Origin of the sequence: Rhodonellum sp., assembly GCF_030656585.1 — a bacterium.
Lineage (GTDB): Bacteria > Bacteroidota > Bacteroidia > Cytophagales > Cyclobacteriaceae > Rhodonellum > Rhodonellum psychrophilum.
Window position 1 is genome coordinate 1 of record NZ_JAUSPP010000002.1, and the last position, 15,869, is coordinate 15,869.

Here is a 15,869-nt window from a genome sequence, read left to right on the forward strand (position 1 = left end):
CCAAAAAATGGCTCGCTCATGGAGACCAATACTTCAAGGGAGAAGTGATCATCAACGAAGGCGCTAAAACCGCCCTCTTTTCCCAAAATATATCCAGCCTGCTTCCTGTCGGGATTTTGGAGATAAAAGGAGATTTCTCAAAAGGGGACATCATCCGAATCCTCGATGTGCAAGGGAACAAGCTTGGCTTGGGAAGGGCCGAAATTTCTTCCAAAACCGCTTTGGAAACAATCGGACAAAAGAATCAAAAACCATTTATCCATTACGATTACCTTTATCTTTTCAACCATGTCTGAACTCACTCCTCTTTTCAAAAGCGTTCAACAAGCTTCACGAAAGCTCAACAGAATGCTTCCGGGACAAGTGGACAACACACTTCAAACCCTTGCAGAACTTACCCTTTCCCAGATTCCTTTTCTTTTGGAAGCCAATCAAAGGGACCTGGAGCGGATGGACACACAGGATCCAAAATACGACAGGCTTCAACTGACAGAAGAAAGAATCCATGGAATCGTAAAAGAAATACTTCAGGTAAGAAGCTTGATCAGTCCACTCGACCGGGTTTTGGAGGAAAAACAGCTTGAAAATGGTCTTTTGCTTCAAAAAATCACCGTCCCCCTTGGCGTAATCGGGGTCATTTATGAATCCAGGCCCAATGTCACTTTCGACGTGTTTTGCCTAAGTCTGAAATCAGGAAATGGGCTAATACTCAAAGGAAGTTCAGATGCCGACCATTCCAACCGAGCCATCATGACGCTCCTCCACCGGGCACTTGAAGAAAACGGATTGCCCACTGCGGCATTTCAACTTTTACCTGCGGAAAGAACTGCGACAAAAGCGCTTTTGGAAGCTGTCGGTTATGTGGACGTCATCATTCCTAGGGGAAGTCAAGGATTGATCAGTTTTGTCAGGGAAAATTCAAAAGTGCCGGTCATCGAAACTGGTGCGGGCATCGTACACACCTATTTCGACGAAACTGCAGACTTGGAAAAAGGAACAGCTATAATTTTAAATTCCAAAACCCGAAGGGTGAGTGTCTGCAACGCCTTGGATTGCCTGATCATCCATGAGGACCGGTTGAAGGATTTGCCTTTGATCATCGCTCCCCTTTTGGAAAAGGGCGTTATCCTGTATGCCGATGAAAAAGCATTCGACGCACTGAAAGAAATGCATGAACCTGAGAGGATCCAATTGGCAAAGGCTGAACATTTCGGTACGGAATTTTTATCCCTAAAAATGTCCCTCAAAACCGTGGCAAATTTGGAAGAAGCTCTGGATCATATTGCACAAAACAGTTCAAAACACAGCGAAGCTATCCTTTCCGAAGATCGCGATCATATCGATATTTTCCTGAAATCCGTAGATGCCGCAGCTGTATACGCGAATGCCTCGACCGCCTTTACCGATGGTAACCAATTTGGACTAGGCGCCGAGATCGGCATCAGCACCCAAAAACTCCATGCCCGTGGGCCAATGGCACTCCATGAATTGACCAGTTATAAATGGGTGATCCGGGGAAATGGACAAGTGAGGAATTGATCCAAATTGAAGCAAAGCTTCAAAACCCCAATGACGATCATTCTCCATCAGAACGCATAGCCAAAACCCACTCCAACCCATAATGGCCAGAAACCATTGGAGTTGAAAATCGGGTTCAGGTTCACTCGCCAAGTGAAACCACCATCCACCGGGATTCTTCGATAGCCTAAGTTCAGCGTTCCCATCACATTGGGAGACCCATCGATTTCCAGGATAAACTCAGTCCTGTCACTCCTGCTTGTGAATTGCTTGTCGCAAATAAACATTCCGGTATTATTGTCATAGGTACCAGATTGACAATAGGAAAAGGTGTCACTTTTGAAGGCCATAAAGGTGAAACCACCTCCCAATTCAAAATAATGCGGGCCCTTTCCATACAACCTATTCACTTGAATGGGGAGCGAAAAAAAGGAATCCCCTCCTGCAAAAGCATAGCCACCGGCACCCACTCTCATTCCCCAAGAATCCATTTTGCTTTTGTCGAACCTGAAATCATAATTGAAAGAATACGGCAATCCCGCGCCCCCCAATTCCAGGAAAATAGACTGAGTAGGTAATTTTTCCTGGGCCATCACCGGCAAGGATAAAACAAAAATCAGAAGTACTAAGGCTATTTTTTTCATGTCATTTATTTTATAATTCATTGTTTAAAAAGCATATCCAAATCCCACTCCTGCCCAAATCGGCCAAAACCCATTCTGATTGAAAATTGGAGTCAGATTGGCACGAAACGTAAACCCACCATCCACGGGGATCCTTCTGTATCCCAGATTCAGGGTCCCCATAAATGCAGGAGTGTTGCCTGAATTCAAAATAAAATCAAAATCACGACTTACCTGAGGAGACTGATTGCCATAGGTATAGGTATCTCTGGAGTAAATGAAAGTGGTACCGCCTCCGACTTCAAAAAAATGTTTTCCCTTTCCAAAAAGCCTTGTAACTTGGACAGGAAGCGTGAGTAGGGCATCAGTATCCTTTCCATCGCCATAATTGAAAGTCCGGCCATAACCACCCGCCCCAACCCGTAAACCCCAGGATTCAAGGTTTTCCTTATTAAACCGAAACTCATAATTGAATGAATAAATCAATCCTGCTCCACCCAATTCCACAAAAACCGATTGGGTAGGCATTTTCTCCTGCGCCATTGATGGAAAGGATAAAACAAAAATAAGGAGTGCAAAGGCTATTTTTTTCATGTCGTTTATTTTAAGATACATTGATTTAAAAAGCATATCCAAATCCTACTCCTGCCCAAATTGGCCAAAAACCATTCTGATTGAAAATAGGAGTCAAATTGGCACGAAATGTAAAGCCTCCATCCACTGGGATCCTTCTGTATCCCAGATTCAGGGTTCCCATAAATGCCGGAGTATTGTCTGATTCCAAGATAAAATCAAAATCGCTGTACTCATCATATTGATTCCCATATTTATAGGTCCTCTTGGCATAAATAAAAGTGGTGCCTCCACCCACTTCAAAAAAGTGTTTCCCCTTTCCAAAAAGTCGGGTTACCTGAACGGGAAGCGTGAATACCGCATTGGTTTCCCTTCCATCATAGATACCGTTAACCCTTCCATATCCTCCTGCACCCACTCTCAATCCCCAGGATTCAAGATTTTCTTTATCGAACCGAAACTCGTAATTGAACGAATAAATCAAGCCTGCTCCACCCAATTCCACGAAAACGGACTGGGTCGGAATCTTCTCTTGTGCTTGGCCAACAAAACTGTATAGGGACAATATGAATCCCAAGCCAAAAATTTTCTTAAACATAAGTGTTGATTAAGGTGGATGAATGAGAATTCAAAACTAAAATAATTGTTATATTTATTTCAAAAAATCTGTTAAAATTTCTGAAAATTATCCTAAATATTATCTTTTGGAGCAATGAGTTGGGTGTTTTATGGAATTGGGGAGATGATAACAGGAGAATGGCGAATTGCGAAAGGGTGGCGGTTGTTGGTTTTGGGCGTAATTTTCAAGCATTGCAATGTGGCGCCAGATCCAGGATTGCACAAAAATAAAGTGTGCATAAAAAAACAAAACAACTGCAAGATCAAGTCACACTAGGGCATCATCTATTCGGCACATGTCGGAAGATGTGGTCAATTCGTATGGAATAAGGCTGGGGAATACTGAATTCCTTGTCATTTAAAACCTTAAAGCCTGATAGCGAAAGAGTTGGATTTGCTCTTAAATCAAAGTCAAAATGATCCATTTATTTTTTGCATCATTATAAGGCCATCTGTAATAAATCACTTATGTGCCAAATAATTCTTTTTGACCTTGCAGGGTGGTTACTCGAATAAAGAATCTCCTACTATTAATGCTCTGCCTTTTTGTTTGCGCTGTAAATGAGGCAAATGGACAGGAAAAAAAAGAAATCTCTGCCTACAGGTTGCAGCCAGGAGAAAAGATTGTCTTGGATGGCTGGGTAAATGAGGATTTTTGGGACAAAGTTTCGGTGGCTGGGAATTTTAGGCAGCAAGAACCTTTTCCAGGAAATCCAGCAACCGAAAAGACTGAGGTAAGGATTTCTTATGACGATGAATATTTGTATATCGGGGCCATTTTTTATGATTCGGAACCTGACAAAATCACTGCTTTTCAAAAGAAAAGGGACGCCGCATTGGATACAGATGATCGCTTTGTCTTTATATTGGACACCTATAACGACCAAAGGTCTGCATTCTATTTTGAGGTAAACCCACTTGGACTGATGGGAGATGGTATCCTCAAAGTTGGCCAAGGTACTTCCATCAACAGGTCATGGGATGGGATTTGGCAGGCTTGGGTGACGAAAAGTGACATCGGATGGTCGGCAGAAATCAGGATACCGTTCATGACATTGAATTTTGACCCCAATGCTACAACATGGGGAATCAATTTTTTGAGGACGATCAGACGAAAAAATGAAGAGACACTCTGGACCGGCTTTCAGCGAAACCAAGGTATCAACAGGCCACAAGATGCCGGAAAGCTCGTAGACCTCACGAACATCAATCAAGGGATCGGGATAGAGGCAATTCCATATGCCCTGATTTCCGAAACCAGGCGAAGACCTGATTCAGAAAGCCCAAAAAATAGACAAGCCACTTTCAATATGGGAGGGGAAATCAACTACAACATCAATCCCAACTTAAAGGCGGGCATAACCGTCAACACCGACTTTGCCGAAACAGAAGTTGATGATAGACAGATCAACCTCACGCGTTTCCCATTGTTTTTTCCGGAAAGGAGGGCTTTTTTTCTTGAAGGATCCAACATTTTCCTGTTTGCCCCCAGCAGTAATCCCAACCCATATTTTAGCCGCAGGATTGGATTGCAGGATGGCAGACCCATCCCTATCAAATACGGAGGAAGGTTGATAGGAAGGATCAAGGATACAGACGTGGGCTTCCTGCAAGTCAGGACTGGATCAGAAGGAGAACGCCCTGGGGAACACTTTACCATTGGTCGGATCATCCAAAACATCTCAGAGGAAAGCAATGTGGGGATTATGTACACGCGAAGGGAAACCGATGGTGACAGCCTCCCTGTAAGGCAGACTTTGGGAGCTGATTTGGGCTTGAATACTTCCACATTTCTGGGAAACAAAAATCTCCAGTTTGAGGCTTTTGTTGTTGGGCATACAGAGACTTATTTGGGGGATACCACCAGCATTTGGGACAGGTCTTCCAGAGGTGGTAGGATCAATTTTCCCAATCAGCCATGGAATGCCCACGTGTCCTACCGGGAGTTTGGCGTCAATTATGACCCCGAAGTGGGTTTTGCACCAAGAATAGGTTTCAGAAGACTTCAGCCCTCTGTCGTGTATTCACCCTTATGGAAAAACAGTAAATTGATCCGGGAACTCAGTTGGGAGTATTATTTTGAATACTTGATGCAAATGAACTGGCGTCCGGCCACTGTCAATCACAGGCTTCGCGTACTGGGACTGCGCTTTGAAACGGGTGACATCCTCCAATTTTCGGTCAACCGCAACTATGAATTTTTGGATTATAACTTTGACATTCTTAGAAATGAGCGATTTGTGATTCCAATAGGTGAATATACCAATGTAGGATATGCCATCACAGCAGAGACGGCAAGGTTCCGAAGAGTAGGAGGCTCTTTTTCCTTTGAAGAAAGCGGCTTTTGGACAGGCACACAGACCAATATTAAAGCCGATGTGTTTGTGCGGCCAATGGTCGGGCTCAACATGACCGCTACTTGGCTCCACAGTCAGGTCAGGCTTTTGGGAGGGAGTTTTGACACCCACCTTTTCCGATTGGTGACCGGGTATGATTTTTCCCCTTGGATGTCGGTAAATTTCAATGTCCAATATGACAACGTAACCAAATTCTTAGGCACCAACAATAGATTTACCTGGGTCATCAACCCTGGAAACACTTTTTTTGTGGTTTACAACCACAATTGGCAGCGTTATGATGAGAGGTTGTTGTCTATGGAAAGTAGGACCAACATCAAATTCGCTTATACCTTTAGATTCTGATCGTGATCAGGGCGATCCTTTTGTTTTCAACTCTGACCTGGAAGGACATAATAATGTGATTGCCTCTGCACTTTTCCAGTCTTAAACCCGATATAGTCATTGGGTTTCCTATTGAGGGTTTGTGCTGCAAAAAATCAGACCATTGGGGGAATAAGTCGTTTTACGGATATGGTGAAGTCAAAAATAGAGCATAACTAATTGATTATTAAATAATTTAGTACTGAAATCAAAATAGTAGTACATAAGACGGGTTAAAAGATGACCTTGACTGATTTTGCTTTTGATAGCCGTCTATGCAGAAATCCCTTGGTTTTCTCGTGGTACAATTCATAAAAAAACCTTCCAGTTTTTTTAGTTCTGGAAGGTTCTCGTAAAACTTATTTTTTTGGTATTGGGAATCCGATTCCCCTATTTCATATAACTGTCTCTTATCGCCTTGAATTCGGACCCTTGTTTCCATCCAGGCCAAACTTCACTGTTCGCCAGTCGCTTTCCCACATTGAACAATAACTGGACATCTTCTACGGCACCATCCAAGTTCCAGCGTGAGGGATCGTATTCATCCGAAGGTTTGTGGTAGTATTCTGCGGTATAATTGTCCTGCAATTCCTTTCCATATTCTTTTCCTTTCTCAAAATGATCGATTCCCGTTCCGATGTACAATGCCGGAATTCCGATCTTGGCGAAATTGAAATGATCAGAGCGGAAGTAATAACCCGCCGAAGGAGTCGGTTCCGCGGCACTGTATCTTCCTACTTTTTCAAGTTCCTCATTCAGCAGGTCCTCCAAATCAGATTGTCCAATTCCGATGAGGGAAACGTCCTTCATTTTTCCATAAGGATTCACACCGTCCATATTGATATTGGCAACGGTCTTTTCCTTGGGATAAATCGGGTTTTCCGCATAATAAGCAGATCCCCATAAACCTTGCTCCTCTGCGGTTACCGAAAGAAAAACGACGGTCCTTTCAGGTTGTTTTTCTGATTTAAAAGCTTTGGCCAGTGCCAAAAGAGCAGCTGTTCCACTGGCATTGTCCAATGCTCCGTTGTATAGACTGTCACCGGTTTCATCCGGTTTTCCAAATCCCAAATGATCCCAGTGCGCGGTATAAATGATGGTTTCTTCAGGGTTTTTGCTTCCGCTGATTTTGGCGACCACATTTTTTGAAACATCATATTTGACTTTCACTTCCAGCGAAGAACTGGCTTTTAGGTTCATGGGAAATGCCTGGAAATCAGGTTTTCTAGCCTTGCCCAAGATTTCCCTTTCATTTATCCCCGCCAATTCAAAAAGCTTGTTTGCCACCGGCAAGGTGATCCAGCCTTCAAAAGCAGCTTGGTATTTTTCCTTTCCCCTCTGGTCCAGGTATAATTTGGTGGCATTCCAACTGTTTTGGATCACATTGAATCCATATCCCGCGGGTATGGTGTTGTGGACTATCAGACAACCCAAAGCTCCGTGGCGGGCGGCTTCCTCAAATTTATAAGTCCATCGGCCATAATACGTCATGGTATTGCCTTTGAAAAGAGACTTCTCCTCCGTGCCAAAACCAGGATCATTGATGAAAATGACCACGATTTTATCTTTGACATCAATGTTTTTATAATCGTCCCAACCATATTCCGGAGCCACGATACCAAATCCGGCAAATACCAGTTCCACGTCATCAAAGTTCACCAATGAATCCGTTCGCTGGGTCCACAGCACATAATCCTTCAATCCTTCCAAAACCATCTTTCCTTTTTGGGATTGGATGGTCATTTGCGGAGCGGGAGTCGTCAAAATGGAAACCATGGGTACATCCTGAAAATAACTGTCTCCATTTCCGGGTTCCAGCCCCATGGATTTAAATTCATTTTCGAGGTAGGCAATCGTTTTTGTTTCACCTTCGGTAAAGGGCATCCGCCCCATAAAATCGTCGGAGGACAAGGTAATCAGATGTGGTTCGAGGTCTGATTTGGCAATTGGATAAAGTGTCTCATTTGGTGCACTGCAACTCAAGTACACCAAAGCGAATGCCGAGGACAGCATCAGACTTATTGGAAATTTCTTTTTCATGGGACAAACGATTGTGATTGACATCAAAAATAAGAAAATCCAAACAATCCACAACTTTCCCGAAATTCTACTTGTTTAGACAAATACATGGGCTTAGCTTTACTTTGATCCACAAAACGCTAAAAAAATGCTAAAAAAAATACTCATTGGGTTGATGTCTCTCTGTATCGTCCTGGTCATCGCTTGGATGCTGGGTCCCAAAGAAAAAATTCAAACCTTAGGTGGTGAATTCCCGGTAGTTCCCCTCAATTTGACTGAACTGCAATCTTATATCGCCCAAGGAGAAGATACTGTTGTGGGCTTAAAACCAGGAAACGCTGCCAAAATCATTTGGGCTGACAGTTCCAACAAAAGTAAAACGCCATACAGCATCGTTTATATCCATGGTTTTGGCGCAAGCGAAATGGAAGGTAGCCCGGTAAATCGCGAGATTGCAGCATATTTTGGCGCGAACCTCTACTTGGCCAGGTTGCCAGAACACGGGATCAAAAGACCAGATGCCATGCGACACATGACCGCGCAAAAATTGGTGGACGCAGTTCGTGAGGCGTATATGATCGGCAAAAGCCTAGGCGATTCGGTTATCGTCATCGGGACCTCTATGGGCGGTGCCCTGACCTTGAACCTTGCCTCCGAGAAACCGGATATCAAGGCCGTAATGGTTTATTCTCCCGCCATTGAGGAGAACGGGAGGTCTTTGGACCAGTTTTTTCAACCATGGATGAAACTGGTTGCCGAAAATTTCATGTTCGAAAACGGAACCCGTACCACCCCTCGAGAAGGTGAAAAAGCCAAATATTGGTCCGAGGAATACCATGTCAATGGTTTGTCGAGTCTGGTGGTCTTGCTGAGAAGCAAAATGGTCCCTGAAACCTTCAAAAAAATCAACCAACCTTTGTTTTTGGGATACTATTACAAAAATGAAAAAGAGCAGGATTTTGTGGTTTCCGTGCCTAAAATGCTCGAAATGTACAATCAAATCAGTACGCCGGAAAATCTGAAAGTCAAAAATCCTTTTCCTGAATCTGGAGACCACGTGATTGCTTCTGATATCACGTCGAAGGACTGGAATGGGGTATTGGAAGCCTCCATCGGTTTCTTGGAAGAAAAGGCAGGCATGCGGAAAAAGGAAGTTGTCACAGAGAAAACATTGGCCGTCTACTGAAAAGCTACTTTACTGCAATAAAAAAAGGCCATTTGAACAGCATTCAAATGGCCTTTATTTATTGCAGTTTTTCCCTTTCGCATTCGAATATCGCTATTCTTTGCCAGAATCAATCTTCCTCAAGAGCCACAAAAACTCTTTCAAAAAAACCGCTGTGTTTTTCGAAAAGGATTCATCGATGAGCTCACTTTCGGCGTTGAATTTTTTGTCCATATGTGGAGTGACGAGCAATCGGGGTGAAAGAATTCCAAACAATGCCACCACCAATGAAATCAACTGCTGTGCTGCCCTCATTCCTCCCATGGCGCCTGTAGATCCTGTCGCAATGCCAAAAACCTTGTTTTCATAAAGCGGCCTAGGAAAATGATCCAGGAGATTTTTCATCGAGGAAGAATAGCTTCCGTTGTATTCTGGAGAGACCAAAAGGATCCCATCGGCCCGTTCCAATTTGCTGAAAAGGATTTTTCCCGCATCAGAAGCCTGATCCTTTGCGCTCCACACCTTTTGGATGGGCGGAAGAAAATCCTGTCGAAGATCTATCCTTTCGATTTCGAGCAGGGGATCTTTTTCAAGTTCTTTGGCAAGGAAATTTGCGATGCGAATAGAAACGCTACTTTGTCTGGGACTTCCGGAAATGATTAGAATTTTGGACATTTTCAAAGGTGTTTATTTTGACCCGAAATATGCATTCGCTTTTCCAATGGGCTTGGATGATTTCGATTGAGGTTAAGTTTGTTCAAAAAGAACTTAGGAATTCAAGTTGTAAGAGGCAATCAAGCTTTTGTTCCCAAATAAATGAGAATGAAAAGTCATTTCCTTCACTTTAAAACTTAATGCAATTGTATCAAACATCCAAAATCCTCCTGTGGTAATTGACCTGCCCAAGGTGATACGAAAGATGGGTGGCAAGGTGAATGAAGAAATATTCGTGGGTCATGGGATGCCCAAATACTTCAAGGGGATAATTTTCATTCATTTTTGAATCTGGTAGCCCAACCAATGTTTTTTGGAGCATCAGTTGGGTTTCTCTGATCTCATCCAGCAATTGTGCTCTTGGAACGTCTTTTTTTGAAAATTCCAAATCACGCTCCCGGATGTATCCTGTGTTCCCTAGATTGGATCCGATATAGAAATTCAAATTCCCCAACAAATGGAGGCAAAGGTTTCCCGTTGAATTGAGAATATTGGCTTCTACTTTCCAAAGGTTCTCCTCTTTTTCATAAGACTCGATTTCCAGGTACAATTTGTCCAAGTCTCGGTTGATGAAAGCGAATAGGGTGTTTGACAGCATAATTGGTCTTTTTAATCCCCGAACGAAACGCCCATCCTTTTGGCGCCTTGAACCAGGAAGTTGTCGAGATTCACAAAATTGTAGTCTTTGGTCGCTTCTTCCAGTGAAACGGAAGTGTATTGGTTGTTTTGGAAAGAGACCATTTGGCCAAATTCCCCATTTTGGACCAATTCGAATGCCTTTACACCAAACATGGTCGCCAGGACCCGATCAAAGGCCGATGGAGTTCCTCCCCTTTGGACATGTCCCAAAACCGTTTCCCGAATCTCGGCTTTGCAGCCTGCAGCCTTCAACTGGCTCGAAAGTTCGAAGGCCACACCTCCCAAACGCAGATGTTCCGAACCGTTTTCCCTTAAGGTTGCCGTGATTTCTCCTTCGATGGCCTTGGCTCCTTCTGCGATTACGATATTGACAAATCCCCTACCCTTTTCGTACCTTGAATTGATTTTTTGTAGGACTTTTTCGATGTCATATGGAATTTCCGGAATCAGGCAAATTTCAGAACCTCCAGCGATGGCCGTGTGCAAGGCTATCCAACCGGCATCTCTTCCCATGACTTCCATGATCATCACCCTGTGGTGGCTTTCCGCAGTGGTGACCAATTTATCCAAGCTATCCGTCGCGATCTGTACGGCAGTCTGAAAACCAAAAGTCATGTCCGTGGCATAAAGGTCATTGTCTATGGTCTTGGGCACTCCGATGATGGGAACTCCCCGATCAAACAAAGCTTTTGAGATTTTTTGTGATCCATCGCCACCGATATTGATCACGGCATCAAAACCCAACTCTTTGATTTTATCCGCCAATTCTCCCGTTCGGTCCTCTAAGGTATAATTCCCTTTCTCATCCATAATGGGAAATTGCAAGGGATTGCCTCTGTTGGTCGTCTTGAGGATGGTTCCGCCTTTTACATGGATGCCACCAACCTTTGCTTTGGTCAGTCGAATGATATTGGTCGGCTCAGTCATGACGCCATTGAATGCTTCAATGCTCCCATAAACTTCCCATTCCTTGGTTTTTTTGGCAGCCTTAAAAACTCCTCTTATTACTGCATTCAGCCCGGGACAATCCCCGCCACCTGTGCATATCAATAACTTTTTCATATTTCAAAATTCTGTATTTACAAAAATAACCGTTTTATTCCCTAATTCCTCAAATATAAACTCCCGATCCTTGATTTCACAAATTCAAAAATTTAACCCTTTGCTCCAAATGAAAACCTGGTTTTCAGGACAATAATAGACGAAAAGACATTGACCTTCGGTCAATGTTTTACGCCACATCCCGTAATTGTAGATTTGGAAAAGTAAAGCCAAGCATTTTTACCTAAGCATACGGGCTTTTGGTTTAACTTTGTCTATACACTTGGCGAACCAATTAGAGCCTCGCTTGTGTTTGAAAGAAAAATGTGGAACCTCATGGACCTTGAACCCATGAAAATTTCTAGTAAATGAATCAAAAAATACGTGTAGTCGTAGGGCTATCCGGTGGTGTAGACAGTTCTGTCACCGCCCATCTCCTCAAGGAACAAGGATACGAAGTCATCGGGATGTTCATGAAAAACTGGCATGACGAATCCGTCACCATTTCCAACGATTGCCCTTGGATGGAGGACAGTACCGATGCGATGTTGGTGGCCGAAAAACTTGGAATCCCCTTCCAGGCCATCGATCTGAGCGAAGAATACAGGACTAGGATCGTGGATTATATGTTTGCCGAATATAAGGCTGGGCGTACACCAAATCCCGATATTCTTTGTAACCGGGAAATCAAATTCGACATCTTTCTCAAAGCCGCCCAAAAACTCAAGGCTGATTTTGTGGCCACAGGTCACTATTGTCAAAAAGGAGAAATCAAGGTGGACGGCAAACCCGTTTATCAGCTTTTGGCAGGAGCAGACCCCAACAAAGACCAAAGTTACTTTCTTTGCCAACTGAATCAGGAACAATTGTCAAAGGCACTTTTCCCGATTGGTCATTTGCAGAAGCCAGAAGTGCGCAGGATTGCAAAGGAAATGGATCTGATCACAGCAGACAAAAAGGACAGTCAAGGACTTTGCTTTATCGGAAAGGTTCGCCTGCCTGATTTCCTACAGCAGCAGTTGAAGCCAAAAAAAGGAGATATTGTGAATGTTCCCGATGATTTGCCGGAGTATGAAAGCAAGAAAATACCCGCAGGCGTCTCTTTTGAAGATTTGGAAACCTCCACTTTAGATGCCATTTGTCTTCCACAGCAATACCATGCTTCACAAGGAAAGAAAGTCGGAGACCATACCGGTGCCCATTATTTTACCGTAGGCCAAAGAAAAGGGCTTCATGTCGGCGGAACAGGATTGCCACTATTTGTGATTTCCACCGACACCACTGCCAATATTGTCTATACAGGTATGGGGGAAACCCATCCTGGATTGCTCAGAAAAGGATTGTTTGTCAAAGCCGATGAAATCCATTGGATAAGGGAGGATCTTCGGCTAAAAGTTGGAGAAACAGCAAGATACCAGGCCCGAATCCGCTATAGGCAGCCCTTGACTTGGGCAACTTTACTGATGAAGGAAAATGGACTTTACGTGCTTTTCGATACCCCACAAAAAGGCATTGCCTCCGGACAATTCGTTGCTTGGTATGAAGGCAAGGAAAGTATTGGATCCGGTACTATTTTCTAGAAACAAAATTCCCAGATGCTTTCTACTTCCGTTTGAAGGCAAAGTATCTGGGGTATTTTTTTACTTTCAAGATCCACCCTATTCATTCCCAGCGACACCTAAAACCCCATCAATGCTCCTACCCATTCTTTTTGAGGATGACGATTACATAGCCATCAATAAGCCTTCGGGATTATTGGTCCACAAGACCAAGATTGCCAAAGACGACAATCCACAGTTTGCTTTGCAGCTGCTCCGGGATCAGATTGGCCAAAAGGTTTATCCATTGCACCGAATCGACAGGCCTACTTCCGGGGTTTTGCTGTTCTCCAAATCTGCAGCGGCTGCGACACTGTTTCAAAGCCAATTCACTGCCAAGGAAATAGAAAAATCGTATCTCGCAGTGGTAAGAGGTTACATGCCTGCCGACCATGCAGTCATCGACCATCCCTTGAAAAAGGAGTTGATCGGGGATCTTCAGGAAGCGAAAACAGAATATTGGAAGCTTGCCGAGGTGGAAATCCCGATGGCCTCCAGTTCCAAATATCCGAGCAGTAGGTATTCCCTGATCAGACTTTATCCCCATACGGGCCGTATGCATCAGCTCAGAAGACACATGGCCCATTCAAGAAATTACATCATCGGAGACACCACCCATGGCCAAAACAAGCAGAATACTTTCTTTAGAGAGAATTTTGATATGAACAACTTGCTATTGCATGCTTGTAAATTGGGATTTATCCATCCCCTGAATCAAGGAAAAGTTGAAATCAATGCACCTTTGCCACCTCATTTTTCCACCATAATGGAAGCTTTTGGATGGGATATGGAGGGGATATGAAAGAAATCCACCAAAAATTTTCTTGAGAAACATTTTTGATTTAATGTTGAGGAGGTCGGTTTGGGAGGTTTTTGATATTAGGGTGTTTTGAAAAGGCTTTGAGGCGTACCGCTTTTTTTTCTATCTTGGGAGTCGAATTATTCAAAAGAAACATGAACAAAAAATATTTCAGTATCGCCCTACTCATGTTGGGGTTTTCCTTTTCTGAATGCATCGCACAGAGCAAAAAAACGGAAATTGAATCCAATTTCAAGGAAAGAGAATCCATTTCCCATTTTCGTTACTTGGCATCGGATGAATTGATGGGCAGGGATCCCATCAGGCCGGAAATCGATGCCGCTGCCCGATACATTGCTGAGCAATTTTGGAAATACGGCGCAAAAGAAATCACTGGTGCGGATGGCTACTACCAAAATATCCCCTTCAGACTTTCCGCACCTCCATCCAAAGGAGAAGTTCATCTGGGAGATTCCATCTACAGACAAGGGGACAACCTTTTGGTTTTGGATGGCCCTTCCTTCGAAGGCAAGCATGCATTGATCGTGGTTGGATACGGTTTGGAATCTGATTATGAAAACAAGGATGTGATGGGGAAAGTAGTCGTCACGAACGTAGGTGCACCCAACCGACTTAGTCCTGCGGACCTATTTGCCGCAGGCCGGGAAAAACTCAGCCTCGCCAAATCCAAGGGAGCCATCGGAATCATCGAAATATACAATGTTCCCACAGTTCCCTGGAACCTGGTTTCCAATTTTCTGAACAGAACCCAATTGACAGTGGACAACACCGCAGGAGAGCAAAGCATCCCCTACATTTGGCTGAAGGATTTGAACAATCAGATGATCAATGCGATTGGCAAGGGAACCTACTCAAGTGCTGATTTCCAAATCATGGGAAAAGTAAACAAGTCGATCATCGGCAAGAACGTGGTGGCCATCATTGAAGGAACTGATCCTGCGCTAAAAGATGAATATGTGATGCTTTCTGCGCATTACGATCATGTAGGTGTGGGCAAACCGAATGCTGAAGGTGACTCCATTTACAATGGAGCGCGTGACAATGCAGTGGGTACCGTGGCGATCATCAATGCTGCCAGGTACTTTGCCGAACATCCACCAAAAAGATCCATTTTACTATGCGCATGGACGGCTGAGGAGAAAGGACTTTTGGGTTCTGGCTTTTTTGCGGACAATCCATTGATTCCATTGGAAAAAGTCGTGTACAACCTCAATATTGACAATGCGGGATACAACGACACTTCGATCATCTCCGTGATCGGTTTGGGCAGAACTTCCGCTGATCCGCTGATTGAAAAGGCAGTGGCTGAATTTGGATTGAATGCGATTTCAGATCCCGCACCTGAGCAGGGACTTTATGACCGTTCGGACAATGTGAATTTTGCCAGAAAAGGCATTCCTTCCCCAACATTCAGTTTGGGCTTCACCGCATTTGACGAAGAGGTCAGCAAGCATTACCACCAAGCATCAGATCAAGTGGACAATTTTGATCTGGAATATGCTGTACTGTATTGGAAATCTTATATCCTTTCCGCTCTGTACATCGCCAATTGGGATCAAAAACCGGTTTGGAAAGCGGGTGACAAGTATGAAGAGGTAGGGAAAAAATTATACGGTTTGGATTGATCTGATTTGCAAAGCATCAACCTGACCGGAGGTCAACAAAAAAGGAGCGAAAAACATGAGGCCACTGAAAAAGTCCTTTGATAAAATGTTAGTAAAAAAGGTGTAGGAAAATTACTTTTCTACACCTTTTTTTTGTATATTTTAATATACAAATAACTCAATATCATGTTATTACATCAACAAGAGATTAAGTTCA

The 15,869-nt window shown here is 43.6% G+C and carries 14 protein-coding genes; 7 read left to right on the top strand and 7 right to left on the bottom strand.

Features of this window, described 5'->3' with window-relative positions; translation table 11 throughout:
- Together Q7J63_RS00020 and Q7J63_RS00025 are read left to right on the top strand one after the other, a co-directional pair.
- Nucleotides 1–296, top strand: a 296-nt coding sequence (locus Q7J63_RS00020; RefSeq protein WP_370691846.1) for a PUA domain-containing protein, incomplete at its 5' end; no start/stop codon positions are given.
- Nucleotides 289–1,539 carry a glutamate-5-semialdehyde dehydrogenase gene (locus Q7J63_RS00025; RefSeq protein WP_304883463.1) on the top strand — a complete coding sequence of 417 codons (1,251 nt, stop codon included), beginning with the start codon at nt 289–291 and terminating at the stop codon, nt 1,537–1,539. The genes Q7J63_RS00020 and Q7J63_RS00025, both read left to right, overlap by 8 nt.
- 47 nt (nt 1,540–1,586) lie before the next feature.
- Here the strand turns inward: Q7J63_RS00025 and Q7J63_RS00030 are convergent, their stop codons facing one another.
- Genes Q7J63_RS00030 through Q7J63_RS00040 form a run of 3 tightly spaced genes read right to left on the bottom strand, consistent with a single transcriptional unit; the run spans nt 1,587 to nt 3,312 of the window.
- Nucleotides 1,587–2,162 (bottom strand): hypothetical protein, encoded by a 576-nt coding sequence (locus Q7J63_RS00030; RefSeq protein WP_304883464.1) that lies wholly within the window; start codon nt 2,160–2,162, stop codon nt 1,587–1,589.
- Nucleotides 2,163–2,186: 24 nt separating this feature from the next.
- Entirely contained in the window at nt 2,187–2,735 is a 549-nt protein-coding gene (locus tag Q7J63_RS00035; protein ID WP_026333612.1) for a hypothetical protein, read from the bottom strand.
- 25 nt (nt 2,736–2,760) lie between these two features.
- Complete coding sequence (locus Q7J63_RS00040; RefSeq protein ID WP_019597643.1) at nt 2,761–3,312, bottom strand: hypothetical protein; 552 nt, start codon at nt 3,310–3,312, stop codon at nt 2,761–2,763.
- A 553-nt stretch (nt 3,313–3,865) separates the two neighbouring features.
- Between Q7J63_RS00040 and Q7J63_RS00045 the strand changes: the two genes are divergently transcribed.
- Nucleotides 3,866–6,034 carry a carbohydrate binding family 9 domain-containing protein gene (locus Q7J63_RS00045; protein ID WP_304883465.1) on the top strand — a complete coding sequence of 723 codons (2,169 nt, stop codon included), beginning with the start codon at nt 3,866–3,868 and terminating at the stop codon, nt 6,032–6,034.
- Nucleotides 6,035–6,442: 408 nt separating this feature from the next.
- Here Q7J63_RS00045 and Q7J63_RS00050 read toward each other — a convergent pair whose 3' ends face one another.
- Entirely contained in the window at nt 6,443–8,092 is a 1,650-nt protein-coding gene (locus Q7J63_RS00050; protein ID WP_304883466.1) for a M28 family metallopeptidase, read from the bottom strand.
- Nucleotides 8,093–8,219: 127 nt separating this feature from the next.
- On the opposite strand from Q7J63_RS00050, the gene Q7J63_RS00055 reads away from it, so the two are divergent.
- Nucleotides 8,220–9,257, top strand: a complete 1,038-nt coding sequence (locus Q7J63_RS00055; protein WP_304883467.1) for a carboxylesterase — start codon at nt 8,220–8,222, stop codon at nt 9,255–9,257.
- Between the two features lie 93 nt (nt 9,258–9,350).
- Here Q7J63_RS00055 and Q7J63_RS00060 read toward each other — a convergent pair whose 3' ends face one another.
- From Q7J63_RS00060 to Q7J63_RS00070, 3 genes are all read right to left on the bottom strand, one after another.
- Complete coding sequence (locus tag Q7J63_RS00060; RefSeq protein WP_304883468.1) at nt 9,351–9,911, bottom strand: NADPH-dependent FMN reductase; 561 nt, start codon at nt 9,909–9,911, stop codon at nt 9,351–9,353.
- Between the two features lie 190 nt (nt 9,912–10,101).
- Nucleotides 10,102–10,548, bottom strand: coding sequence for a DinB family protein (locus tag Q7J63_RS00065; RefSeq protein WP_304883469.1), 447 nt, complete (start codon nt 10,546–10,548; stop codon nt 10,102–10,104).
- A gap of 11 nt (nt 10,549–10,559) precedes the next feature.
- Nucleotides 10,560–11,651, bottom strand: coding sequence for a 6-phosphofructokinase (locus Q7J63_RS00070; RefSeq protein ID WP_019597653.1), 1,092 nt, complete (start codon nt 11,649–11,651; stop codon nt 10,560–10,562).
- A gap of 347 nt (nt 11,652–11,998) precedes the next feature.
- On the opposite strand from Q7J63_RS00070, the gene mnmA reads away from it, so the two are divergent.
- From mnmA to Q7J63_RS00085, 3 genes are all read left to right on the top strand, one after another.
- Nucleotides 11,999–13,210 carry a tRNA 2-thiouridine(34) synthase MnmA gene (mnmA, locus tag Q7J63_RS00075; protein WP_304883470.1) on the top strand — a complete coding sequence of 404 codons (1,212 nt, stop codon included), beginning with the start codon at nt 11,999–12,001 and terminating at the stop codon, nt 13,208–13,210.
- A gap of 112 nt (nt 13,211–13,322) precedes the next feature.
- On the top strand, nt 13,323–14,030 hold the full coding sequence (locus Q7J63_RS00080; RefSeq protein WP_304883471.1) for a pseudouridine synthase: 708 nt from the start codon (nt 13,323–13,325) through the stop codon (nt 14,028–14,030).
- A 152-nt stretch (nt 14,031–14,182) separates the two neighbouring features.
- Nucleotides 14,183–15,673, top strand: coding sequence for a M28 family peptidase (locus Q7J63_RS00085; RefSeq protein ID WP_304883472.1), 1,491 nt, complete (start codon nt 14,183–14,185; stop codon nt 15,671–15,673).
- Nucleotides 15,674–15,869 lie beyond the last annotated feature (196 nt).

Bases quoted from the DNA above. Each gene is read 5' to 3' on its own strand.
- mnmA (WP_304883470.1), top strand. From the start codon at position 11,999: ATGAATCAAAAAATACGTGTAGTCGTAGGGCTATCCGGTGGTGTAGAC.
- Q7J63_RS00035 (WP_026333612.1), bottom strand. From the start codon at position 2,735: ATGAAAAAAATAGCCTTTGCACTCCTTATTTTTGTTTTATCCTTTCCA.
- Q7J63_RS00060 (WP_304883468.1), bottom strand. From the start codon at position 9,911: ATGTCCAAAATTCTAATCATTTCCGGAAGTCCCAGACAAAGTAGCGTT.
- Q7J63_RS00085 (WP_304883472.1), top strand. From the start codon at position 14,183: ATGAACAAAAAATATTTCAGTATCGCCCTACTCATGTTGGGGTTTTCC.
- Q7J63_RS00045 (WP_304883465.1), top strand. From the start codon at position 3,866: ATGCTCTGCCTTTTTGTTTGCGCTGTAAATGAGGCAAATGGACAGGAA.
- Q7J63_RS00080 (WP_304883471.1), top strand. From the start codon at position 13,323: ATGCTCCTACCCATTCTTTTTGAGGATGACGATTACATAGCCATCAAT.
- Q7J63_RS00025 (WP_304883463.1), top strand. From the start codon at position 289: ATGTCTGAACTCACTCCTCTTTTCAAAAGCGTTCAACAAGCTTCACGA.
- Q7J63_RS00070 (WP_019597653.1), bottom strand. From the start codon at position 11,651: ATGAAAAAGTTATTGATATGCACAGGTGGCGGGGATTGTCCCGGGCTG.
- Q7J63_RS00065 (WP_304883469.1), bottom strand. From the start codon at position 10,548: ATGCTGTCAAACACCCTATTCGCTTTCATCAACCGAGACTTGGACAAA.
- Q7J63_RS00050 (WP_304883466.1), bottom strand. From the start codon at position 8,092: ATGAAAAAGAAATTTCCAATAAGTCTGATGCTGTCCTCGGCATTCGCT.
- Q7J63_RS00055 (WP_304883467.1), top strand. From the start codon at position 8,220: ATGCTAAAAAAAATACTCATTGGGTTGATGTCTCTCTGTATCGTCCTG.
- Q7J63_RS00030 (WP_304883464.1), bottom strand. From the start codon at position 2,162: ATGAAAAAAATAGCCTTAGTACTTCTGATTTTTGTTTTATCCTTGCCG.
- Q7J63_RS00040 (WP_019597643.1), bottom strand. From the start codon at position 3,312: ATGTTTAAGAAAATTTTTGGCTTGGGATTCATATTGTCCCTATACAGT.